General features: G+C 61.0%; 13 protein-coding genes, 1 tRNA gene and 1 pseudogene. 10 read left to right on the top strand and 5 right to left on the bottom strand.

Annotated features, from left to right (window positions below):
- The first annotated feature begins 96 nt into the window (after window positions 1-96).
- Together HXX15_RS19625 and HXX15_RS19620 are read left to right on the top strand one after the other, a co-directional pair.
- On the top strand, window positions 97-303 hold the full coding sequence (locus tag HXX15_RS19625) for a hypothetical protein (protein ID WP_296518086.1): 207 nt from the start codon (window positions 97-99) through the stop codon (window positions 301-303).
- A gap of 278 nt (window positions 304-581) precedes the next feature.
- Window positions 582-2,234, top strand: coding sequence for a formylglycine-generating enzyme family protein (locus HXX15_RS19620; RefSeq protein WP_296518085.1), 1,653 nt, complete (start codon window positions 582-584; stop codon window positions 2,232-2,234).
- Between the two features lie 91 nt (window positions 2,235-2,325).
- Here HXX15_RS19620 and HXX15_RS19615 read toward each other — a convergent pair whose 3' ends face one another.
- Together HXX15_RS19615 and HXX15_RS19610 are read right to left on the bottom strand one after the other, a co-directional pair.
- Window positions 2,326-2,814, bottom strand: coding sequence for a DUF1036 domain-containing protein (locus HXX15_RS19615; RefSeq protein WP_296518083.1), 489 nt, complete (start codon window positions 2,812-2,814; stop codon window positions 2,326-2,328).
- 140 nt (window positions 2,815-2,954) lie between these two features.
- Window positions 2,955-3,500: a hypothetical protein gene (locus HXX15_RS19610; protein ID WP_296518081.1), complete on the bottom strand. Its 546-nt coding sequence runs from the start codon at window positions 3,498-3,500 to the stop codon at window positions 2,955-2,957.
- Between the two features lie 177 nt (window positions 3,501-3,677).
- On the opposite strand from HXX15_RS19610, the gene HXX15_RS19605 reads away from it, so the two are divergent.
- From HXX15_RS19605 to HXX15_RS19595, 3 genes are read left to right on the top strand one after another with little or no spacing between them, the layout of a single operon-like run.
- Window positions 3,678-3,881 carry a hypothetical protein gene (locus HXX15_RS19605; RefSeq protein ID WP_296518236.1) on the top strand — a complete coding sequence of 68 codons (204 nt, stop codon included), beginning with the start codon at window positions 3,678-3,680 and terminating at the stop codon, window positions 3,879-3,881.
- On the top strand, window positions 3,857-4,981 hold the full coding sequence (locus HXX15_RS19600; protein ID WP_296518079.1) for a hypothetical protein: 1,125 nt from the start codon (window positions 3,857-3,859) through the stop codon (window positions 4,979-4,981). Before HXX15_RS19605 ends, HXX15_RS19600 begins: the two co-directional genes overlap by 25 nt.
- A 25-nt stretch (window positions 4,982-5,006) precedes the next feature.
- On the top strand, window positions 5,007-6,134 hold the full coding sequence (locus tag HXX15_RS19595) for a hypothetical protein (protein WP_296518077.1): 1,128 nt from the start codon (window positions 5,007-5,009) through the stop codon (window positions 6,132-6,134).
- 155 nt (window positions 6,135-6,289) lie between these two features.
- On the opposite strand, the gene HXX15_RS19590 is transcribed toward HXX15_RS19595, so the two are convergent.
- Window positions 6,290-9,463: a CHAT domain-containing tetratricopeptide repeat protein gene (locus HXX15_RS19590; protein WP_296518075.1), complete on the bottom strand. Its 3,174-nt coding sequence runs from the start codon at window positions 9,461-9,463 to the stop codon at window positions 6,290-6,292.
- A 535-nt stretch (window positions 9,464-9,998) separates the two neighbouring features.
- Between HXX15_RS19590 and HXX15_RS19585 the strand changes: the two are divergent.
- Window positions 9,999-10,367 (top strand): annotated as a pseudogene (locus HXX15_RS19585) (ATP-binding protein); the annotation flags it as partial.
- 228 nt (window positions 10,368-10,595) lie between these two features.
- On the opposite strand, the gene HXX15_RS19580 reads toward HXX15_RS19585, so the two are convergent.
- Window positions 10,596-10,670: transfer RNA gene (locus HXX15_RS19580), tRNA-Gln, on the bottom strand.
- Window positions 10,671-10,863: 193 nt separating this feature from the next.
- Between HXX15_RS19580 and HXX15_RS19575 the strand changes: the two genes are divergently transcribed.
- The 3 genes from HXX15_RS19575 to HXX15_RS19565 all read left to right on the top strand — a co-directional run bounded on the left by HXX15_RS19575 (window position 10,864) and on the right by HXX15_RS19565 (window position 14,761).
- Window positions 10,864-12,636 carry an acyl-CoA dehydrogenase gene (locus HXX15_RS19575; protein ID WP_296518074.1) on the top strand — a complete coding sequence of 591 codons (1,773 nt, stop codon included), beginning with the start codon at window positions 10,864-10,866 and terminating at the stop codon, window positions 12,634-12,636.
- Window positions 12,637-12,745: 109 nt separating this feature from the next.
- The gene (locus tag HXX15_RS19570) at window positions 12,746-13,507 is read left to right on the top strand and encodes a crotonase/enoyl-CoA hydratase family protein (RefSeq protein ID WP_296518073.1); all 762 of its coding nucleotides are present in this window, start codon (window positions 12,746-12,748) and stop codon (window positions 13,505-13,507) included.
- Window positions 13,508-13,642: 135 nt separating this feature from the next.
- The gene (locus HXX15_RS19565; RefSeq protein ID WP_296518071.1) at window positions 13,643-14,761 is read left to right on the top strand and encodes a radical SAM/SPASM domain-containing protein; all 1,119 of its coding nucleotides are present in this window, start codon (window positions 13,643-13,645) and stop codon (window positions 14,759-14,761) included.
- A gap of 183 nt (window positions 14,762-14,944) precedes the next feature.
- Here HXX15_RS19565 and HXX15_RS19560 read toward each other — a convergent pair whose 3' ends face one another.
- Window positions 14,945-15,436, bottom strand: a complete 492-nt coding sequence (locus tag HXX15_RS19560; protein WP_296518069.1) for a thioesterase family protein — start codon at window positions 15,434-15,436, stop codon at window positions 14,945-14,947.
- Between the two features lie 183 nt (window positions 15,437-15,619).
- Here HXX15_RS19560 and HXX15_RS19555 point away from each other — a divergent pair, with 183 nt between their 5' ends.
- Window positions 15,620-16,843, top strand: coding sequence for a multidrug effflux MFS transporter (locus tag HXX15_RS19555; protein ID WP_296518067.1), 1,224 nt, complete (start codon window positions 15,620-15,622; stop codon window positions 16,841-16,843).
- Window positions 16,844-16,866 lie beyond the last annotated feature (23 nt).

The raw sequence follows: 16,866 nt of genomic DNA, 5'->3' as shown, positions 1-16,866 counted from the left end.
AAATATCGGAATGGTCACTCCAGCATGCGTCCCACCTCAGTCATCGCTGTCTTGCTTCTCACGACGCAGGCCGCTGCTGCCGCAGAACCATGCGGCATGAAGCTCGATGACTGGTGCGTCGAAAGGCCAAGCGACCGCTGCACGCGGCATCTGAACGCCGAGGCGTGCAAGGCCGACAAGGCTTGTTATGGCCTGCCCTATCGCGGCGAGTCCCTCGTCGCCTGCCAGTTTGACGAACGAGGTTTCGGGCTTAACTGTCCGACCGTCGGTTGCACGAGCACGCCGCCGCGGCGAACCCAGTAAGTCCGCGACTTCGCTTGGACGCGGTTCCGGTAATTGATGATGGTCAGGATGACGACTTCGGGGTCACGGGTCACCATCATGACTCCCAAGACATGTCGTCACCTGCGATGTCTTGCTACAACATGATCCCATTTTCTTGAAGATGACCGCCGCCCAAAACTGCATTGATTTGCATCAAGAACGTTGAACTGCTTTGGGCCTGTAGTTTGCAGGCGCGAGGGTTAGGCGGCCACGGCCGTAGGGCCGTTACCGTTCTGAATATGGAAGGCGAGTGAGCCATGCTTCATCGAATGCTCTTGGTGTCGAAATTGCTTCTAATCCTGCTCGCAGGAATGATGGCGAGCGCAGCCTTCTCGCAAACACCGCTGTCGCCGGACGCCGAGCGCGCCCTCAAGCTGGGGGATCAATTCCAGGAATGTTATGGATGCCCCACAATGGTGGCGGTGCCGGCCGGATCGTTTGTGATGGGATCGCCGAGCGATGAAAAGGGACGCCTCGCCAATGAAGGCCCGCAGCACAGCGTGACAATCGCCCACCCGTTGGCAGTGGGCAAGGTTACTGTGACGCTCGCCGAGTGGAACAGGTGCGTGGATGACCACGGGTGCCTTGGCTATGCTCGCACCAATAGTGTGGCCCCTGTGGACCTGGTGTCGTGGGAGGACGCCAACGCTTATCTAGCGTGGCTGTCCCGAAAGACCGAAAAGGTCTATCGGCTGCTCTCCGAGGCTGAATTCGAATACGCGGCGCGTGCCGGCAACGAGGCCGCCTATCCATGGGGCGATGAGGTCGGCAAGAACAATGCCAACTGCAACGGCTGCGGTAGCGCGTGGGACAACAGGCTGCCGAGCGTGGGTGGTTCTTTCGCCGCCAATGCGTTTGGTTTGTACGACATGGTCGGCAACATTTACCAATGGGTGCAGGATTGCCACCACAATGACTATATCGGCGCGCCAACGGACGGTTCGGCGTGGATGAGCAGCGATTGCGGCGCCCACGTCCTTCGCGGAGGCGCGTGGTATGTCGATCCACAATACATCCGTTCGGCCAGCCGGGTAATGTTCGCCAGCGCCCGCGTCACTGCCGTAAGTTTCCGGGCCGCAAGGACGCTGTCCTTCGGCACAGTGACGGCGGCCAATTCGGGTTCGGCGAAGCCGGCCGGAGCGGCTATCGTGCAGAGACCCAAACAGCCCAAACCCAATGACAGATTCAGGGATTGCGCGACCTGCCCGGAAATGGTCGTGGTGCCTTCAGGCAGTTTCACGATGGGTGCGCCGGACGAGCCGGGATACTCCGGCAATAATGTTGCAGGTCCGACGCATCAAGTGACCATCGCCAAACCCTTCGCAGTCGGCCGCTTTTCGGTAACCTTCGAGGAATGGGACGCCTGCGTCGCCGATAAGGGCTGCAATTTCATCCGGCCCCCGGACGAGGGCTGGGGCCGTGGCCGCCGGCCGGTGATCAACGTCGCCTGGGATGACGCCAAGCTCTACGTGGCATGGCTTACGAAAACGACCGGCAAGCCCTACCGTCTGCTGAGCGAGGCCGAGCGTGAATATTTGACGCGCGCGGGAACATCGTCACTGTTCTGGACCGGTGATTCGATCTCGAAGACGCAGGCCAATTTTGACGATTTCGATCACGGAAAGACGGTGCCGGTGGATTCCTTTGCACCCAACCCCTGGGGCCTCTATCAGTTGACTGGAAACGTCCACGAGTGGGTCGAGGACTGCGATCAGGTCAATTACAAATTGGCGCCGTCCGACGGATCGGCGTATGTCGTCGGGAATGAGTCCGGACGCCGCATCATGCGGGTCTACCGCGGCGGCTCTTGGGGCAGCGATCAAAGCAGTTTGCGATCGGCCTTCCGCGAATGGACCTATCCTGAGACCCGTAACAAGTATACCGGATTTCGTGTTGCCTCGGACCTTTGACTGCATTGACGCGGGACGAGTTACGCTAAATTCGCATCAATGCGCTGCTATTGCCCATTGCAACGACGCTGGCGATGCGCGCAATACCCGATTATTGCGCTGCAGGTGAGGTCGCGATCTCGATTATCGCGCTGTCCGGCGTGAAGATCACCTTCGCCGAAACATCATCGCCGCCGGATATCGGTCCTTGCGTAAATTCCATCAGCGTCGAGTTGTAGACGCGCTGCCGGGCATTGTAATATTGATAGTTGTCTTTTTCCCACATCGCAAATTTATCGCCCTTGCCCCAATAGACTCGCTTCATGTGGCCGTCCGTACCGCGATATTGAACGCTTTCGCCGCGGAAGTAGAAGGTCTTGACGTGAATGGCGGTATCGAACGGGGCGCATGCACCGTCCGACAGACTCAACCAGCCGCGTGAAATGAACGAACCGTCGCTCTGCGGGTAGGCGATAGCGACGTTAACGACATGCCCGAAACTGTTGCAGAAGATGATTTCGGCTCCGGCGCCACTCGCACCAAGCAGGCAGACAGCTGCGGTCAACGCACCAATGCTAATTCTGAGAATCGACGATGACATAGCCGAATCCTTCTGCCTGCGTCTGAACATCGATCGAAGTCCCGCTACTACTTGGAGCGCACGGTGACCGCAACATTCCTGGACGCCATGATGGCCGAGCCGAACTTTCCGGCTGGGCGCCGCAGCGTCGAGGCGTGCCCTTAAGGCTTCTTGGCCTTTTCAACAAATTTTGTGCCATCAGGATTTGTTATAATCCTTGATCCATCCGGATTAGTCTGGACTGAAGATCCATCCGCATTTTTTACGATCTCAGTTCCGTCCGGCCTGGTCTCAATCGAAGATCCATCTGCATTTTTGATGATCTCTGTTTTGTCCGACCTGGTCTCGATCGAAGACCCATTTGCATTTCTTACGATCTTTGTTCCGTCCGACCTGGTCTCAATTGAAGATCCATTCGCATTCTTGACGATCTTTGTTCCATCCGACATGGTCTCAACTGAAGATCCATTTGCATTCTTGATGATCTTTGTTCCGTCTGACCTGGTCTCAACCGAAGATCCATTTGCATTCTTGATGATCTTTGTTCCATCTGACCTGGTTTCAACCGAAGATCCATCCGCATTCTTGATGATCTTTGTTCCATCTGACCTGGTTTCAACTGAAGAACCATCCGCATTCTTGATAATTGTGTCTGCGGCGGCGAGATTAGCCTGGAATAACGAACCAACTAAAATGAGCACGAGCATCGGTATCGACAACTTCGTTTTCGTCAAACTCATATGGTTCTGCATCGGGGCCCCCCCAAGAAGTCAACTGTAGAGGTTTCAATTAAGGCTACTTCCGCAACGATTATTGATCTGGCTCAATGAAGCTCCAGCTGTCAGTCGGCGTTCAAATTTTTCCCCCGGCTCAGGGAGTCAAAATTGCACTCCGAACAGCACCGGCGGCTGGGCGAGGAGCAACTCGCGGCGTTGCTGCAAGACAGCCTGGCGGTGGGGTATCGGACCGGCGCGCGGCAAATCAAGGCCGTGGAACGGGTGGTGGTCGACACCTTGCTGCTGCGCTGGTTCGAACGACTCCTGCGTGACCTGTTGCAGATGCTTTGCTGCGTCGTCAGGATTCAATAATACGCTTAAACCGACGCGCGATCAAAAGACTTCACGGAGGACCGGCTCTATTTTTTGAAGTTCGAGCGGCCTTCTTGGTAATCGCGCCTGCCGCGCATCAGAAATTGAATCGCAAGTGCCATCTCGCCGGCCATTCGCCGGCGAATAGTGCCGCGGCGATTTCTTGCATTCGCTCCCAATTCGCAAGGCTTGATCAATCTCCGCATGGCTTCAACGATCGCCGAGATACCCCGATCTATTGCGTTGACAATGCCCCAAATGGTTGGGAAGTTAATGGAATCGCAAGCAGAACGGAGGCGAACATGTGGCCTCTCAGATCGTGCTTCAGCCATATCAATAGTGGCAAAGCAGCACCCATAATCCTTGGCGCCCTGATCATTTCGCTCACAGGTGTTTCTGATATCAAGGCACAAAGTGCGCTCCTGCCACTGGCCGGAGCCGGCGCATTTCGGGAAATGCTGCTAGACGTGCCGCCTATTTCGGCGCGCGGTGCACTTGTCGGCGCTTCGATCGTTGGCGTGCATCTTGAAGGTCAAGCGATCAACTTCAACCCGAAAGGTATCCGCGTGCTGCTGGGTGCGGTCGGTGCCGAGCAGGGGATGTTGTGCGTGCGATTGATTTCCCGAGACGGTCGCTATGCTGCACAGGCACGTTATAAGCTGGGGCCAGACGTCGCGAAGGCGCCGCTGCTCGAGACTAAGACAAACTATGAAAAACAACTCGCGAGCTACAAGTCATCCGACATTGCGATCGCCGCCCGCAGTTCGGCTTCTTGCGATGATCAAAAGGATGCAAACCTGTTTGCGGTTGACCTCGGTGCCTCGCCGAGTGGCCATCTTGTGGTGCTGATGAATGGCGGAAATACAAGATTGCGGGTTCAATTGGGACGGAACAACAAGGCTGTAACACAGCCTGTCGTTTGCACGCCGGTCGCGGGAGAAGTCCGCGTGGGCTTTGCCCAGGAATGCCGGATCGAGCTCCCGCCGGGACTGGCGTCCGGGGCATACCAGCTCTCAGTCGGCGAAACAGCCTCCACCGGCGAGATCGCCGTACACACCCATGGGCTTACCCTTTACGGCATTGGAGCGACTGAAAAATGAACAAGCGCGCCCGACACGGATACCCGTGGCATTGAAGGCAAGTCGCTTCATTTTGCTTTTCAGAATTGCCGCCTTCGTGCCAATCGTTGCGGGTTGCATTGTCGTTCTCTATTTCATGCCTTCGGTGCCATCGATTGCGGTTCTAACGGCGACCGTCGAATCCATGAGCTTTACGGTGGTCGTGCCGGAGATGGCACGGTTGCAACTACATGGCTATGCGCTTTCCTATGAGGCGGCGACGACTGATCTGGGCTTCGGCAGCGGCGAGCGCATCATCAAATCCAAGACGACAACACGCGCTCTGTGCCTCGAGGGTCTGGTAACGCCCGAACCGGGCACAAAAATCACATATGAGCGCTTCGGCGCCGATCCAGTCGCAGTCGAACTGCGCCGCGACGATGGCAATCCCGTTGGAAAATTCGAGGTGACGAAGGGGGCTGTTCCGGAAGCGCTGCAAAAGGCGTCGTGGGTCAGGCTGGTGGCACCGAAGAGTTCGGACGACGATTCGAAACCGGCGGCGGCCTGCGCCGGCACGCCCGTTACGCGGTTGCCGGTATATGGCTTCGCGGATATCGGATCGGAGATCAGGCCCTTGAACCAAGGCGAGCGACCCAGCTTTGGGACATTGCTTGACGGAACCATCGATATTTTCGCCCGCACAATCCAGATCCCCTTCCTCAACACCGAACCGCGAATCTATCCGGCCAACACGACGTCTATTACGGTACCCCCCGGCTCGCGGGTGACGCTTGGCGGGCCTGTAGAGCGCCGCAAGCCATGGGTTGGCTTCGCGATGCCAGACGCCGCCAACTCGTTCGGGCTTGACGTACGATTGACGACGGAAGCGAAGAGTATCGCGCTGGTTCGGCCCGGAGTCGGTCTTGAGCCAGAAATCCTGGCGGTGGGCTTGTTTACCCAACTCACCAACGATCCGACGTTGATGACCGCTCAGGTCATCGCCGCCGTTCTGTTCTCGGTGTTTCAGATTCTCGGTTCCGTAGCGTCCTGGGCTGCCACGCACCGTGACAACCGTCGGGACGACGAGGACTCCCCCGAAGCTGCAACTGAGGGCAATTCGGCTGCGCTTGGCTCTCAACGCAATTCCGCCGTCTGCCACGAGCCGGTTGTCGATACTGATCGCCAGACCAGTTGACCTATTTGGCAGCTACGGAGGCGGAACTGGCGCTCTTCACCTGAGCAATGCAGGAGATGGCGACCAGTGCGTGATCGACTTTTCGACCTTGACGTCCATTCGAGGACGCTTGCGTTGCCACCTTCCCTGCAAGCGCCGAACAGTGTCCCTATTCACTATCTGCCTCGGCCGCCTTCTCCGGCAAGAACGAAGGGTGCCCATGCAAGCGGATGGGCATCGTAGGAATTCTCCGGGGCGTTGTCGATCATTGCGATCATCGAACGCCGTAGCGCCTCAGCGCGGCCGATCGAACGATCGACCGTGAGCGCGCGGAAAGCTCCCGTCGTCACTTTGACAGCGGCGGCCGAATCCACCGGCCAGTGCGACACCAGGAGCGAGCGAGCGCCCGCATAGAAGAATGCTTTGGCAAGCCCGGATAACCCCTCGGCGCCGGGGGTCCCGTCAGGGGCCGCCGTGTTGCAAGCCGAGAGAATCACAAACTCGGCGTCGAGCTTCAATTGCGAGACCTGCGACGCGCGCAGAAGCCCATCGTCATCTGTGGTCGGATGAGCCGGCGGTGACAATGCCAAGGCCGGCTCAGCCAGTTTCGGCAACTCGCCGGCAATCAGCCCATGGGTAGCAAAGGCAACCACGCGAGTGCTGGCAAGGTTAGTGCGCTTCACCGTGGTCACACTGGCCTCTGCGCCCAAATGGATGGCCGAAGCTGGCGCACCTAGCGCAGCCGCTTCAGCGCGCAACTCATCTGCTGTCTCTCGCAACCGCGGCAGCGAATGAAGGCCTTCGGCCGCAGCGTCTCCTCCGCGCAACAGATTCGTCAGCTTGACCCCCCGCATCGCACCGCTATCACCGTTGAAGTTCGGGTCGCCAAAGCCGGCAAAGGCGATTTTGGCGCGGCGCGTGTCCGCGACACGACGTAGCGACACCAGCGAGGAAACGGCCGGCAGCACACTTAGGGCGTGTCGTCGAATGAGCCAGGCGACCGACTTGTAGTCGGAAAACTTCTCGATGGCACCCGCGGGAGGCGCCGACACCAACAGCGCTGGCGGCAAGCTCTGCAACGGGCCATCGGCGACGACGATGAGGTGTTCGGCATCCTTAATGAGACTGTCCGCCGGACCGAGCAGATGGTTGTAAAGATCGTGGGCCTTGGCGATATCGAGCGGCTCAAGATCGATCAGCGTGCGACCGGCAAGGTCGAGCGAACCGCGCAGAGATCGAACGACCTCCGCCACCTGCGCCGCAGCAATGCCCAACCGAAACAGCTGCGCGCGATCGTGGCGGACGACGAACAGGAAGCTATCCGGATTGGCAAGCATCCAGACGACGAGCGCTTCGTTTGGTTCAAGGACGTTCTGAACATCCGCCACTCCAACCGGCCGCGCGGAAGCGAGTTCCGCAAAACGTGGAAATTCGGCGCGCAGCTTCTGATCGTCCGCCGCCACCCTTGCATCAATATCGGTCTCCTCCTTCCGCAAAGCTTCTTCAGCCGCGGGATTGCGCTTCTCTGGAGGCTGCGACATTGCCGTCACCAAGGCTGCATCGAGGGATCGCCAGCGGCCGAACAAATCCTGGCGCTCCCGCACAAGCCTGGCGAGCGCGTCTGAACCTGCCGCGTAACGCGCGGACATGCCGGCGAGCGCGCGGGCGGTCTCGATTCCGCCGGCATTTTGCGCGGTGCGAAACGCTTCGTCGATGATCGCGCTGTTGTCGCTTGAAGTTGCGGAGAGCCGGGTCAGCAAGTGAACCAAACGCACGAACGACAGCCGTTGCGATTTTTGCTCGACGCCGCCAGGGTCGGATCCTTCGGAGGTCTCCTCACTGCGCTTCGTCAGAATGGCAACCGCACGGCGCGACGCCGCGAGGGCTTCGTCATAGCGGCCTTGCGCCATGTAGGCCACGGAAAGACTGTCGAGGCTTCTGGCAACCTCGACATGGTCAGGGCCAAGCGCTTTCTCCCGAATCGTCAGAGCCCGCTTCGTAAGCTGCTCCGCCTCGGAATAGCGACCTTGGCTTTCGTATAGAAAGCCGAGACTACTGAGGTTTCTAGCGACCTCGGTATGATCAGGGCCGAGTGTCTTTTCGCGGATCGCCAGCGCGCGCCTGAGCAGCGGTTCGGCATCGGTTTGCCGGCCTTCTGTTTCGTACAGATTTGCGAGATTGGAGAGGCTAAAGGCGACATCGACATGGTTGGCGCCCAGCGCTCTCTCGCGGATCGCGAGCGCTTGCTTGAAAAGCGGTTCGGCCTCCGCGTAGCGGCCCTGTCTGTGGTAAAGGTTAGCGAGATTATCGACGCTTCTGGCGACGAGCATATGGTTGGGGCCGAGCGCTTTCTCCCGAATCGCCAGGGCCCGCTGCAGGAAAGCCACGGACTCATTAAAGCGGCCTTGCTCGACGTAAATGGCGGCAAGATTCTCGTAACTCAAGGCGACATCGACATGCTCCGTGCCGAGCAGTTTCTCGCGAATCGTCAACGAACGCCTGAACATCGCTTCTGCGGCGGCATAGCGCCCGCCGATGAAGGACAGCTCGGCCAGGTTATCAAGGGTGGTGGCCACACTTTTATGGTCCGGCCCCAGCGCCTGCTCTCGGATTGCCAGAGCACGCTTCAAAAGCGGTTCGGCATCGGCATAACGGCCTTGGTGCTTGTAGATGAGCGCAAGATTGTTGAGGCTGGTGCCGACATCGGCATGGTTGGGGCCGAGAGCCTTTTCGACGATTGCCAAGGCTCGCTGGTCGAGGGTTTCCGCAAGCCGGTAGTTGCCTAGGTCCCCATAGATATTCGCAAGATTGCTGAGGCTCTGGGCGACATTGACGTGATTGGGGCCGAGCGCCTTTTCGCGAATCGCCAAGGCCCGTTTGTGCAGCGATTCGGCTTCAGCATAGTGGCCTTGCTTCAGATGAACGATCGCAAGGTCGTTGGCGATCTCCGCGACCTCGGGACGATCGGAACCGAGCGCTTTTTCCCGGATCGCGAGCGCGCGCTTGAAAAGCGGTTCGGCATCGGCGTACCGACCCAAATTGTAGAACAGGATCGCAAGATTAATCAGGCCTTGTGCAACATTGACGTCGTCCGGGCCGACCGCCTTCTCGACGATCGAAAGCGCGCGCCTGAGCGCCTCCTCCGCATGCTTGTAGTCTCCGCGTTGCGAATATTGAAGCGCTTCTTGGTTGAGCGCATTGGCTTCCTCGGCCGGCCCTGCGCGTGCGGGGCAAAAGCAGATCAGCATCACGATCGTAACGACAATAGCCGTCGGCAACCCTGCTTGCTCGATTAGCAAGGTGCTGCCCCAATGCAACGAGCGCTGCAAAATGGACGCTCGATTCAGCATTTCGCATCCCTCCGAATTCAGGACACCTCCCTTGGAGACAGCCGCGCGTAAGGAATTGAGCATTTTCGACCGGCCATCCACTGGCATCTTTAATAGACGTGTGATCGAGACTGCCTGTCCTATTAAATCAATGGCGCACTGCTCTGGGCGGATTACTGCAACTGATCACCGAAAACAGAACGACGGAGACGGGCACGATCTGTTGGTATGCTCGAAAGTCTGAAAGATTAGCATTGAGCATGCTGTTCTCTACTATGAATTGCCAATATAGGCCGAAACGGTAGACAGCCAACCTGATTTGCTTCGATGACTGGAACTAACCAGGCCAGTGCCGCAGCAATTCGCGGTAAATGGACACCGCAATTAGTTCCGGCGAATACTCGGATCATACTGCAAGCGGAAAGGTTCTTTCTCCCCGATTTGTGGCGCCACACCGACGATGAGCCGACCCGGGAGGGCGCGGTGAAGCGGCCCCAATGCGCTAGCGGCACATAGACGAAGACGAACCAGCCGATCGAAAACAGCAGATAGGGCGTTGGTCCGCGACCTCGCCGGCGGCGGCTTCATCACCCAGCACCGCAACATGTGTTGATCGGCGGCACTGGAACCGGCAAGATCCATCTGGCGATCGCGAGTGCCCACAATTGCATCCGGGCGGGCGGGCGCGGCCGCTTCTTCGCCACCGTCGATCTCGTCAACCGACTGGAAGCCGAGGCCCGGGCGGGCCGCCAGGCCAGGCTGGCCGACTATCTCACCCCGCCTCGACGTCGTCATCCTCGACGAACTCGGCTATCTGCCGTTCGCCCAAGCCGGTGGCCAGTTCCTGTTCCACCTCATCAGCCGGATTTACGAGCGCACCTCAATCATCGTCACCATCAATTTCGCCTTTGGCGAATGGCCCACAACCATGAGCTCAGCAGAGGGGGGCCTCTTGCCCGCAGTGGTTTTGTTCTCCGGTCTACTGAGCGTGGTCTCCAGAAAATGGGAATTTCCGTTATATTTGACAGAGACTTTCGGGAATTTGCCATGCCAAGAGTGCCAACATCGGCCTCTGGAGATTGACCGCTGAAAAAGTCCCTATTTGGGGCGTTTTCTCTCTTAGAGAAGGACATTCTCTGAAATCGAGCCTGCCTGGCTGGGGCGGGAGGATTCGAACCTCCGCATGGGGGAATCAAAATCCCCTGCCTTACCACTTGGCGACGCCCCAATTGACCTGTTTCGGAAAGCGGCGGGGCGATAGCCCAAGCGGATTTCCTCTGGCAACGCCGGTCTATAGAGACAGCCCAGCGATTTCAACCGCCTAACTGGGCGGGTCCGCCCTCGAATCGACCGGCAGACAGTTGAGAGCCGGCGGTTTTCGTGGGAATAGGGCTGAGCCCTCCGTCAACCGAGACCATGTCATGACCTACCGCGCCCCGATCGACGACATCCTGCTCGCGCTCAATCACGGCGCGGGCATGCAGGCAGCGCTCGCCGCCGGCCATTACGGCGACTATGACAGCGAGATCACCGAGCAGGTGCTGCAGGAGGCCGGCCGGTTCGCCAGCGACGTGTTGGCGCCGCTGAACCGGGTCGGCGACGAGCACGGCATCAAGCTCGAACACGGCAAGGTCACAACCGCGCCCGGCTGGCCCGACGCCTACCAGCGCTGGATCGCGGCGGGCTGGAATGCAGTGTCCGGTCCCGAGGCGTTCGGCGGCCAGGGCCTGCCGCTGGCGATCAATGCCGTCTGCACCGAGATCTGGGCGGCGTCGAACGCCGCGTTCGGGCTGTGCCCGCTGTTGACGCTGAGCGCGATCGAGGCGCTCGACGCCCATGGCAGCGACGAACTGAAGCGAGTCTATCTGGAGAAGCTGGTGTCCGGCGAATGGACCGGCACCATGCTGCTGACCGAACCGCAGGCCGGCTCCGATGTCGGCGCGTTGCGCAGCCGCGCCGAGCGCGCCGGCGACGGCAGCTACCGGATCCACGGCACCAAGATCTTCATCACCTACGGTGATCACGACATGACCGATAACATCGTGCATTTCGTGCTGGCGCGATTGCCCGATGCGCCGCCGGGCACCAAGGGGATCTCGCTGTTCCTGATTCCGAAATTCCTGGTCAACGCCGACGGCTCGCTCGGCAAGCGCAACGACATCCATCCCAGCGGCGTCGAGCACAAGCTCGGCATGCACGCCTCGCCGACCTGCACCATGACCATGGGCGATCATGGCGGTGCGGTCGGCTATCTGGTCGGCGAGGAAAACCGCGGCATGCTGTGCATGTTCACCATGATGAACCAGGCCCGGCTCGGCGTCGGCCTCGAAGGCGTCGGCATCGCCGATCGCGCCTATCAGGAAGCGCTGACGTTCGCCCAGGAGCGCAAGCAGGGCCGCGCGCCCGGCACCAAGGGCGACAAGTCCGATCCGATCATCGTGCATCCCGACGTCAAGCGGATGCTGATGCAGATGCGCGCGTTGACCGCAGCCGCCCGCACCATCTGCTATTCGACCGCCGTCGCGCTCGACATCGCCGGTCGTTCGACCGATCCGAAGGTGAAGGCCGCCGCCGCCGCGCGCGGTGCGCTGTTGACGCCGATCGCCAAAGCGTTCTCCACCGACGTCGGCAATGAGGTCGCCACGCTCGGCGTCCAGGTCCATGGCGGCATGGGCTTCATCGAGGAAACCGGCGCCGCGCAGCACATGCGCGACGCGCGGATCACCTCGATCTACGAGGGCACCAACGGCATCCAGGCGATCGATCTCGTCACCCGCAAGCTCGGTGTCAATGGCGGCGCGTCGGTGTGGGCGCTGCTCGACGAGTTGGCGCTGATCGTCAAAGACGTCGAGGCCTCGAACGATCCGGCGTTCGGCACCACCGGCGTGAAGCTGCGCGACGCGCTGGCGTCACTGGAGCGCACCAGCCGCTGGCTGCAGGAGCACTTGGCCTCGGCGCCGAACGAGGCGCTGGCCGGTGCCACGCCGTATCTGCGGCTGTTCGGCTCGACGCTCGGCGGCTGCGCGCTGGCGGCCGAGGCGCTGGCGGCGCGCGACGCCGACGGCGGCGAGCGCTACGTGACGCTGGCACGGTTCTTCGCCGAGAACATTTCGGTGCAGGCCGGCGCGCTGGAGCGCACCGTGATCGATAGCGCTGACTGCGTGACGGCGGCGGACGCGGTTTTGCTCGCATAATTCTTGCGACCATCTTGCGGCGAACTTCAGGCAGTCTGCCGCAAGACTTCCGGACCGAAAAATCGAACAAAACACCCGCCATCGAGGCGGGAAGAATGGGAGTGCAGTCATGTCCGGGCATCTGACGGTCACCGACGACGAGGCGACGCGCGTCATTACACTGCGGCGGCCGGAGAAGAAGAACGCGCTGACCCAGGAGATGTATCGCACGCTTAGCGAGGCGATCGATTCGGCGCAGGACAACGCCGCGATCCGCTGCCTGATGATCACCGGAAGCGCCGGCGTGTTCACCTCCGGCAACGATCTCGACGATTTTCTCAAAGCCGGCCTTGATGCCAGTGGCGCGCCGCGCGTCTCCAATGCCACCAATTTCCTCTATGCGCTGGCGCGCAACGGCAAGCCGCTGATCGCCGCGGTGGATGGGCTGGCGATCGGGATCGGCACCACGCTGCTGTTCCATTGCGATCACGTGCTGGCCTCGACCAGCGCGACGTTCTCGACGCCGTTCATTCAGCTCGGGCTGGTGCCGGAAGGTGCCTCCAGCCTGCTGGCGCCGCGCGCAATGGGGCACCACCGCGCGTTCTCGATGCTGGTGATGGGCCGCAAGCTGAGCGCCGAGCAGGCGCGCGAGGCCGGCTTCGTCAACGACGTGGTGGCGCCGGATCAACTCGAGGCCGCCGCGCGCAAGGCCGCGCAGGAGATCTGCGCCTTGCCGGCCGAAGCGGTGGCGATCTCGCGCAAGCTGCTGCGGCCGCCGGCCGAGGATCTCACCACAAGGATCGATCAGGAAACCAAGCTATTCAGCGAGCGGATGAAATCCAGCGAGGCGATCGCCGCGTTCACGCGGTTCTTCTCAAGAAAGAAGGGATAGGGACGGTCCGCCTGCAACGCATCACGGCGATTGCCCGATGCCAGCGGCTGCTGATATCCTGTCGTCCATTTCGAACAGCACGATCTGTCATTTCGTGGTGAGGCAATTTGGCCTCCCTCCAGCGGGCGACTCATCATGACGCGACGATTGTCCAATCCGGCGGTTCTGGCGCAGCACGCCAAGAATCTCGTGCAATCCGTCGCGATCAATTTCAATCGCCGGCGCGGCCGCGAATTCGTTCCGGCCGGCGGGCAGTTGCTGCACATCGAAATTTCCAGCACCTGCAATCTCGATTGCTGCTTCTGCGCCTATCCGAAGAAAACCAGCCCGAAGGTGTCGATGAAGGACGACTTCTTCCGCGACACCGTGCGCCAGGCGCTCGACATGGGCTTCACCAATTTTCACCTGACGCCGTGCACCGGCGACGTGTTCATGGACAAGCACGTGTTCGACAAGCTGGATTTCCTCGACGCCGAGCCGCGCGTCGCCGGATATTCCTTCTTCACCAATTTCACGGTTCCGGACGCCGATGACATCGCCCGCCTGACGCGGCTGCGCAAGCTGACCTCGATCCACATCAGTATCTACGGCCATGACCGTGAGACCTTCAAGGCGATCACCCAATCGACCGACAATGTGTATCGCCGGCTGCTGAAGAATCTCGACACCCTTTACAGCCTGATGGGCGAGAAGCGCTTCGGCCTCGAATTCAGCATCAAATCCACCCGGGCCGCGTCGCGGCATGCAAAATCGGAGCTGATGACCAGCCTCAACCGGTTCAAACGCGCCGGCGTCAAGGTCCGGCCGGCGAGCGCGCTGTACAACAATTGGGGCGGCATGGTCACCAAGCAGGATCTGCGCGGCCTCGACATGGAGATCAAGGGCGAAGAGGCGGTCTACAAGATGGGCGCCTGCACACTGCTGTTCGAGCAGGTTCAGATCATGGCGACCGGCATCGTCAACGGCTGTGCCTGCCGCGACGCGGAAGCGACCTTGCGGATCGGCGACCTGCACCAGCAGCCACTGCGCGAAATTCTGTCGGCGCAAAACCAAGCCTATATGACGCTGATCGACGAACAGCAGCGCGGCGAGTTCAGGCCGGTGTGCCGCAGCTGCGATTTCTACAAGAGCATCTACAAGCCGGTGACCGGCCGCAAACTGCGCGAGAGCCGGTCGATCGACGAATTCAAGGCCGAACTGGATGCACGGGCGGCCGTCGGCGCTCAGGCCAGCGGCGTGGCGGCAGCCGAATAGCGCAACTAACTATTAAATGGCGCGCCCGCAACCAAGAATTCCGTCATTCCGGGGCGAGAGCAGCTTTGCTGCGAGCGAACCCGGAATCTCGCGATGATTGCAGCTCTTGGCGCGCGGCAAGATTCCGGGTTCGCTCGGCCTGCGGCCTCGCGCCCCGGAATGACCGCAGATTCCAGATCGTAATTACTTCGCCGCATCCTGCGCGACCAACACCGGCAGGTAGGCCGCGGCGAATTCCGGCGCCAGGCGGCGCGGCCGTCCGGTGCTCATCTCGATGCTGACCACGTCCCAGCGTCCGCGCATCACGGTCGATCGTTGCCGCACATTAATCAGCTGAAACCGCCGCTCCAGGATCAGCCGGCCGTCGTAGCCGGTGATCCAGGTGCCGAGCAGCAAGTCGTCGCCGACGACGCTCGGTAGCAGATAATCATATTCGCCGCGCCGGATCGCCAGCGCCCGATCGAGCCGGGTCCAGTCCGCGAGGCTGAGTCCCAGCGCCTCGGAATGCGCCCAGCCGATCGCCTCGCACCAGCGGACATAGACCGCGTTGTTGGTGTGGTTCAGGCCGTCGATATCGGCGGCGCCGGGGACGACGGTCAGTGTGAAGGGCTTGGGGTAGTCCCAATTCAAGTCGGAAGCGGGCTGGTCTTGCACCGGATCAATATTGGCAATCATTCTCAACTCTACGGCAGGCTGCGGATCGCCGATCGATGCTAGCGCATCGCGCGGGCGTTGCCATTCGGAAAACCCGGCTTCATCAGAATGGATCGTTTCGCGCGCGATAGCCTTTTTCGCTGGATCGCCTATGGTCGCGCCGGATGACGAGAACGGCCATCGCCTTCTCCGCTTCGGATCGGGATGGCCTTGGGTCACAGGCGCAAGGGATTTGTTCTCACCGCCTTTCTCGGCGCGCTGTCGGCGCTGCCGCCGATCTCGATCGACACCGGCTTGCCCGGCCTGCCGGCGATCGAAGCCGAATTCGCCAATGGCGCCGGCCGCGGCGCGCTGACGCTCAGCCTGTTTCTGCTCGGCTTTGCGATCGCGCCGCTGTTCGGCGGGCCGGTGGCGGACCGCTTCGGCCGCCGTGGCACGCTGCTGGCCGGGCTGGCGCTGTACGCCGCCGCCGCGCTGGCCTGCGCGCTCTCGACCAGCTTCGAGATGCTGCTTGGGTTTCGCGCGCTGCAAGGCATCGCCGCCGGAATCTGCGTGATCCTGCCGCTCGCGATCGTCCGCGATCTGTACGACCACGCCACCGCGCGCGGCAAGCTGTCGACGATCTTCGCGGTGTTCAGCATCGCCCCGATGGTGGTGCCGATGCTCGGCGCCGCGATCATGGCATTCAGCGGCTGGCGGATGATCTATGTCGCCGAGGCGTCGATCGGCGTGCTGCTGGCGATCGGCACACTCGGCTTTCGGGAATCGCTGCCGGCGAAGCAGCGGCGGTCGCTGCATCCGTCGCAACTGCTGGCTGGCTACCGCAGCGTGCTGACCGACCGCTCGTTCGTCGGCTACACGCTGGTGTTCGCCTTCGCCTTCTCCTGCATGTTCAGCTTCATCTCCGGCGCGTCGGCGGTGTTGATGGGGGCGCTGCAGCTCTCAAGGTCCGAATTCGCGGTGATCTACGGCGTGACCTCCGGCAGCGTGATGGTCGGCTCGTTGCTGAGCGGCGCATTGAGCAAGCGGCAGGTGCCGTCGCGCCGGCTGGTCGGGTTGGGCCTCGGGCTGATGGGCGCGAGCGCGCTGGCGATCCTGGCACTGGAGCCGCTGGGTCTCGCGCGCGCCGCGATGTTGATGCCGCTGGTGGCGCTGGTGATGGTGTCGTTCGGGCTGATTGGGCCCAACGCCAATCACGAGGCGATGCGCAACATGGCGGAGGTCGCCGGCGCCGCCTCGGGCGCGATCCGTTGCCTGCAGATGCTGATCAGCGCCTGCGCCAGCGCCATGGTGGCGCTGCTGCAGCCGCTCGGGCATCCGGTGCTGACCACCGCCAGCCTGATGGTGGCGATGGCGCTGCTGGCGGGCGCGACCTTCATCTGGCTGCAGAGCGGCGCAACGGCGGGTCTCCAACGCGACGGCGATTGAGGTCGCCGGAACCGACTCGCCCT

Source organism: Rhodopseudomonas sp. (assembly GCF_013377015.1).
GTDB lineage: Bacteria > Pseudomonadota > Alphaproteobacteria > Rhizobiales > Xanthobacteraceae > JARJEH01.
This window is presented reverse-complemented; position numbering and strand designations above follow the sequence as displayed.

Excerpts from the sequence above, each read along its gene's own strand:
- HXX15_RS19625 (WP_296518086.1), top strand. The coding sequence starts at position 97 with ATGAAGCTCGATGACTGGTGCGTCGAAAGGCCAAGCGACCGCTGCACG.
- HXX15_RS19620 (WP_296518085.1), top strand. The coding sequence starts at position 582 with ATGCTTCATCGAATGCTCTTGGTGTCGAAATTGCTTCTAATCCTGCTC.
- HXX15_RS19615 (WP_296518083.1), bottom strand. The coding sequence starts at position 2,814 with ATGTCATCGTCGATTCTCAGAATTAGCATTGGTGCGTTGACCGCAGCT.
- HXX15_RS19610 (WP_296518081.1), bottom strand. The coding sequence starts at position 3,500 with ATGCTCGTGCTCATTTTAGTTGGTTCGTTATTCCAGGCTAATCTCGCC.
- HXX15_RS19590 (WP_296518075.1), bottom strand. The coding sequence starts at position 9,463 with ATGCTGAATCGAGCGTCCATTTTGCAGCGCTCGTTGCATTGGGGCAGC.
- HXX15_RS19575 (WP_296518074.1), top strand. The coding sequence starts at position 10,864 with ATGACCTACCGCGCCCCGATCGACGACATCCTGCTCGCGCTCAATCAC.
- HXX15_RS19570 (WP_296518073.1), top strand. The coding sequence starts at position 12,746 with ATGTCCGGGCATCTGACGGTCACCGACGACGAGGCGACGCGCGTCATT.
- HXX15_RS19565 (WP_296518071.1), top strand. The coding sequence starts at position 13,643 with ATGACGCGACGATTGTCCAATCCGGCGGTTCTGGCGCAGCACGCCAAG.
- HXX15_RS19560 (WP_296518069.1), bottom strand. The coding sequence starts at position 15,436 with ATGATTGCCAATATTGATCCGGTGCAAGACCAGCCCGCTTCCGACTTG.
- HXX15_RS19555 (WP_296518067.1), top strand. The coding sequence starts at position 15,620 with ATGGCCTTGGGTCACAGGCGCAAGGGATTTGTTCTCACCGCCTTTCTC.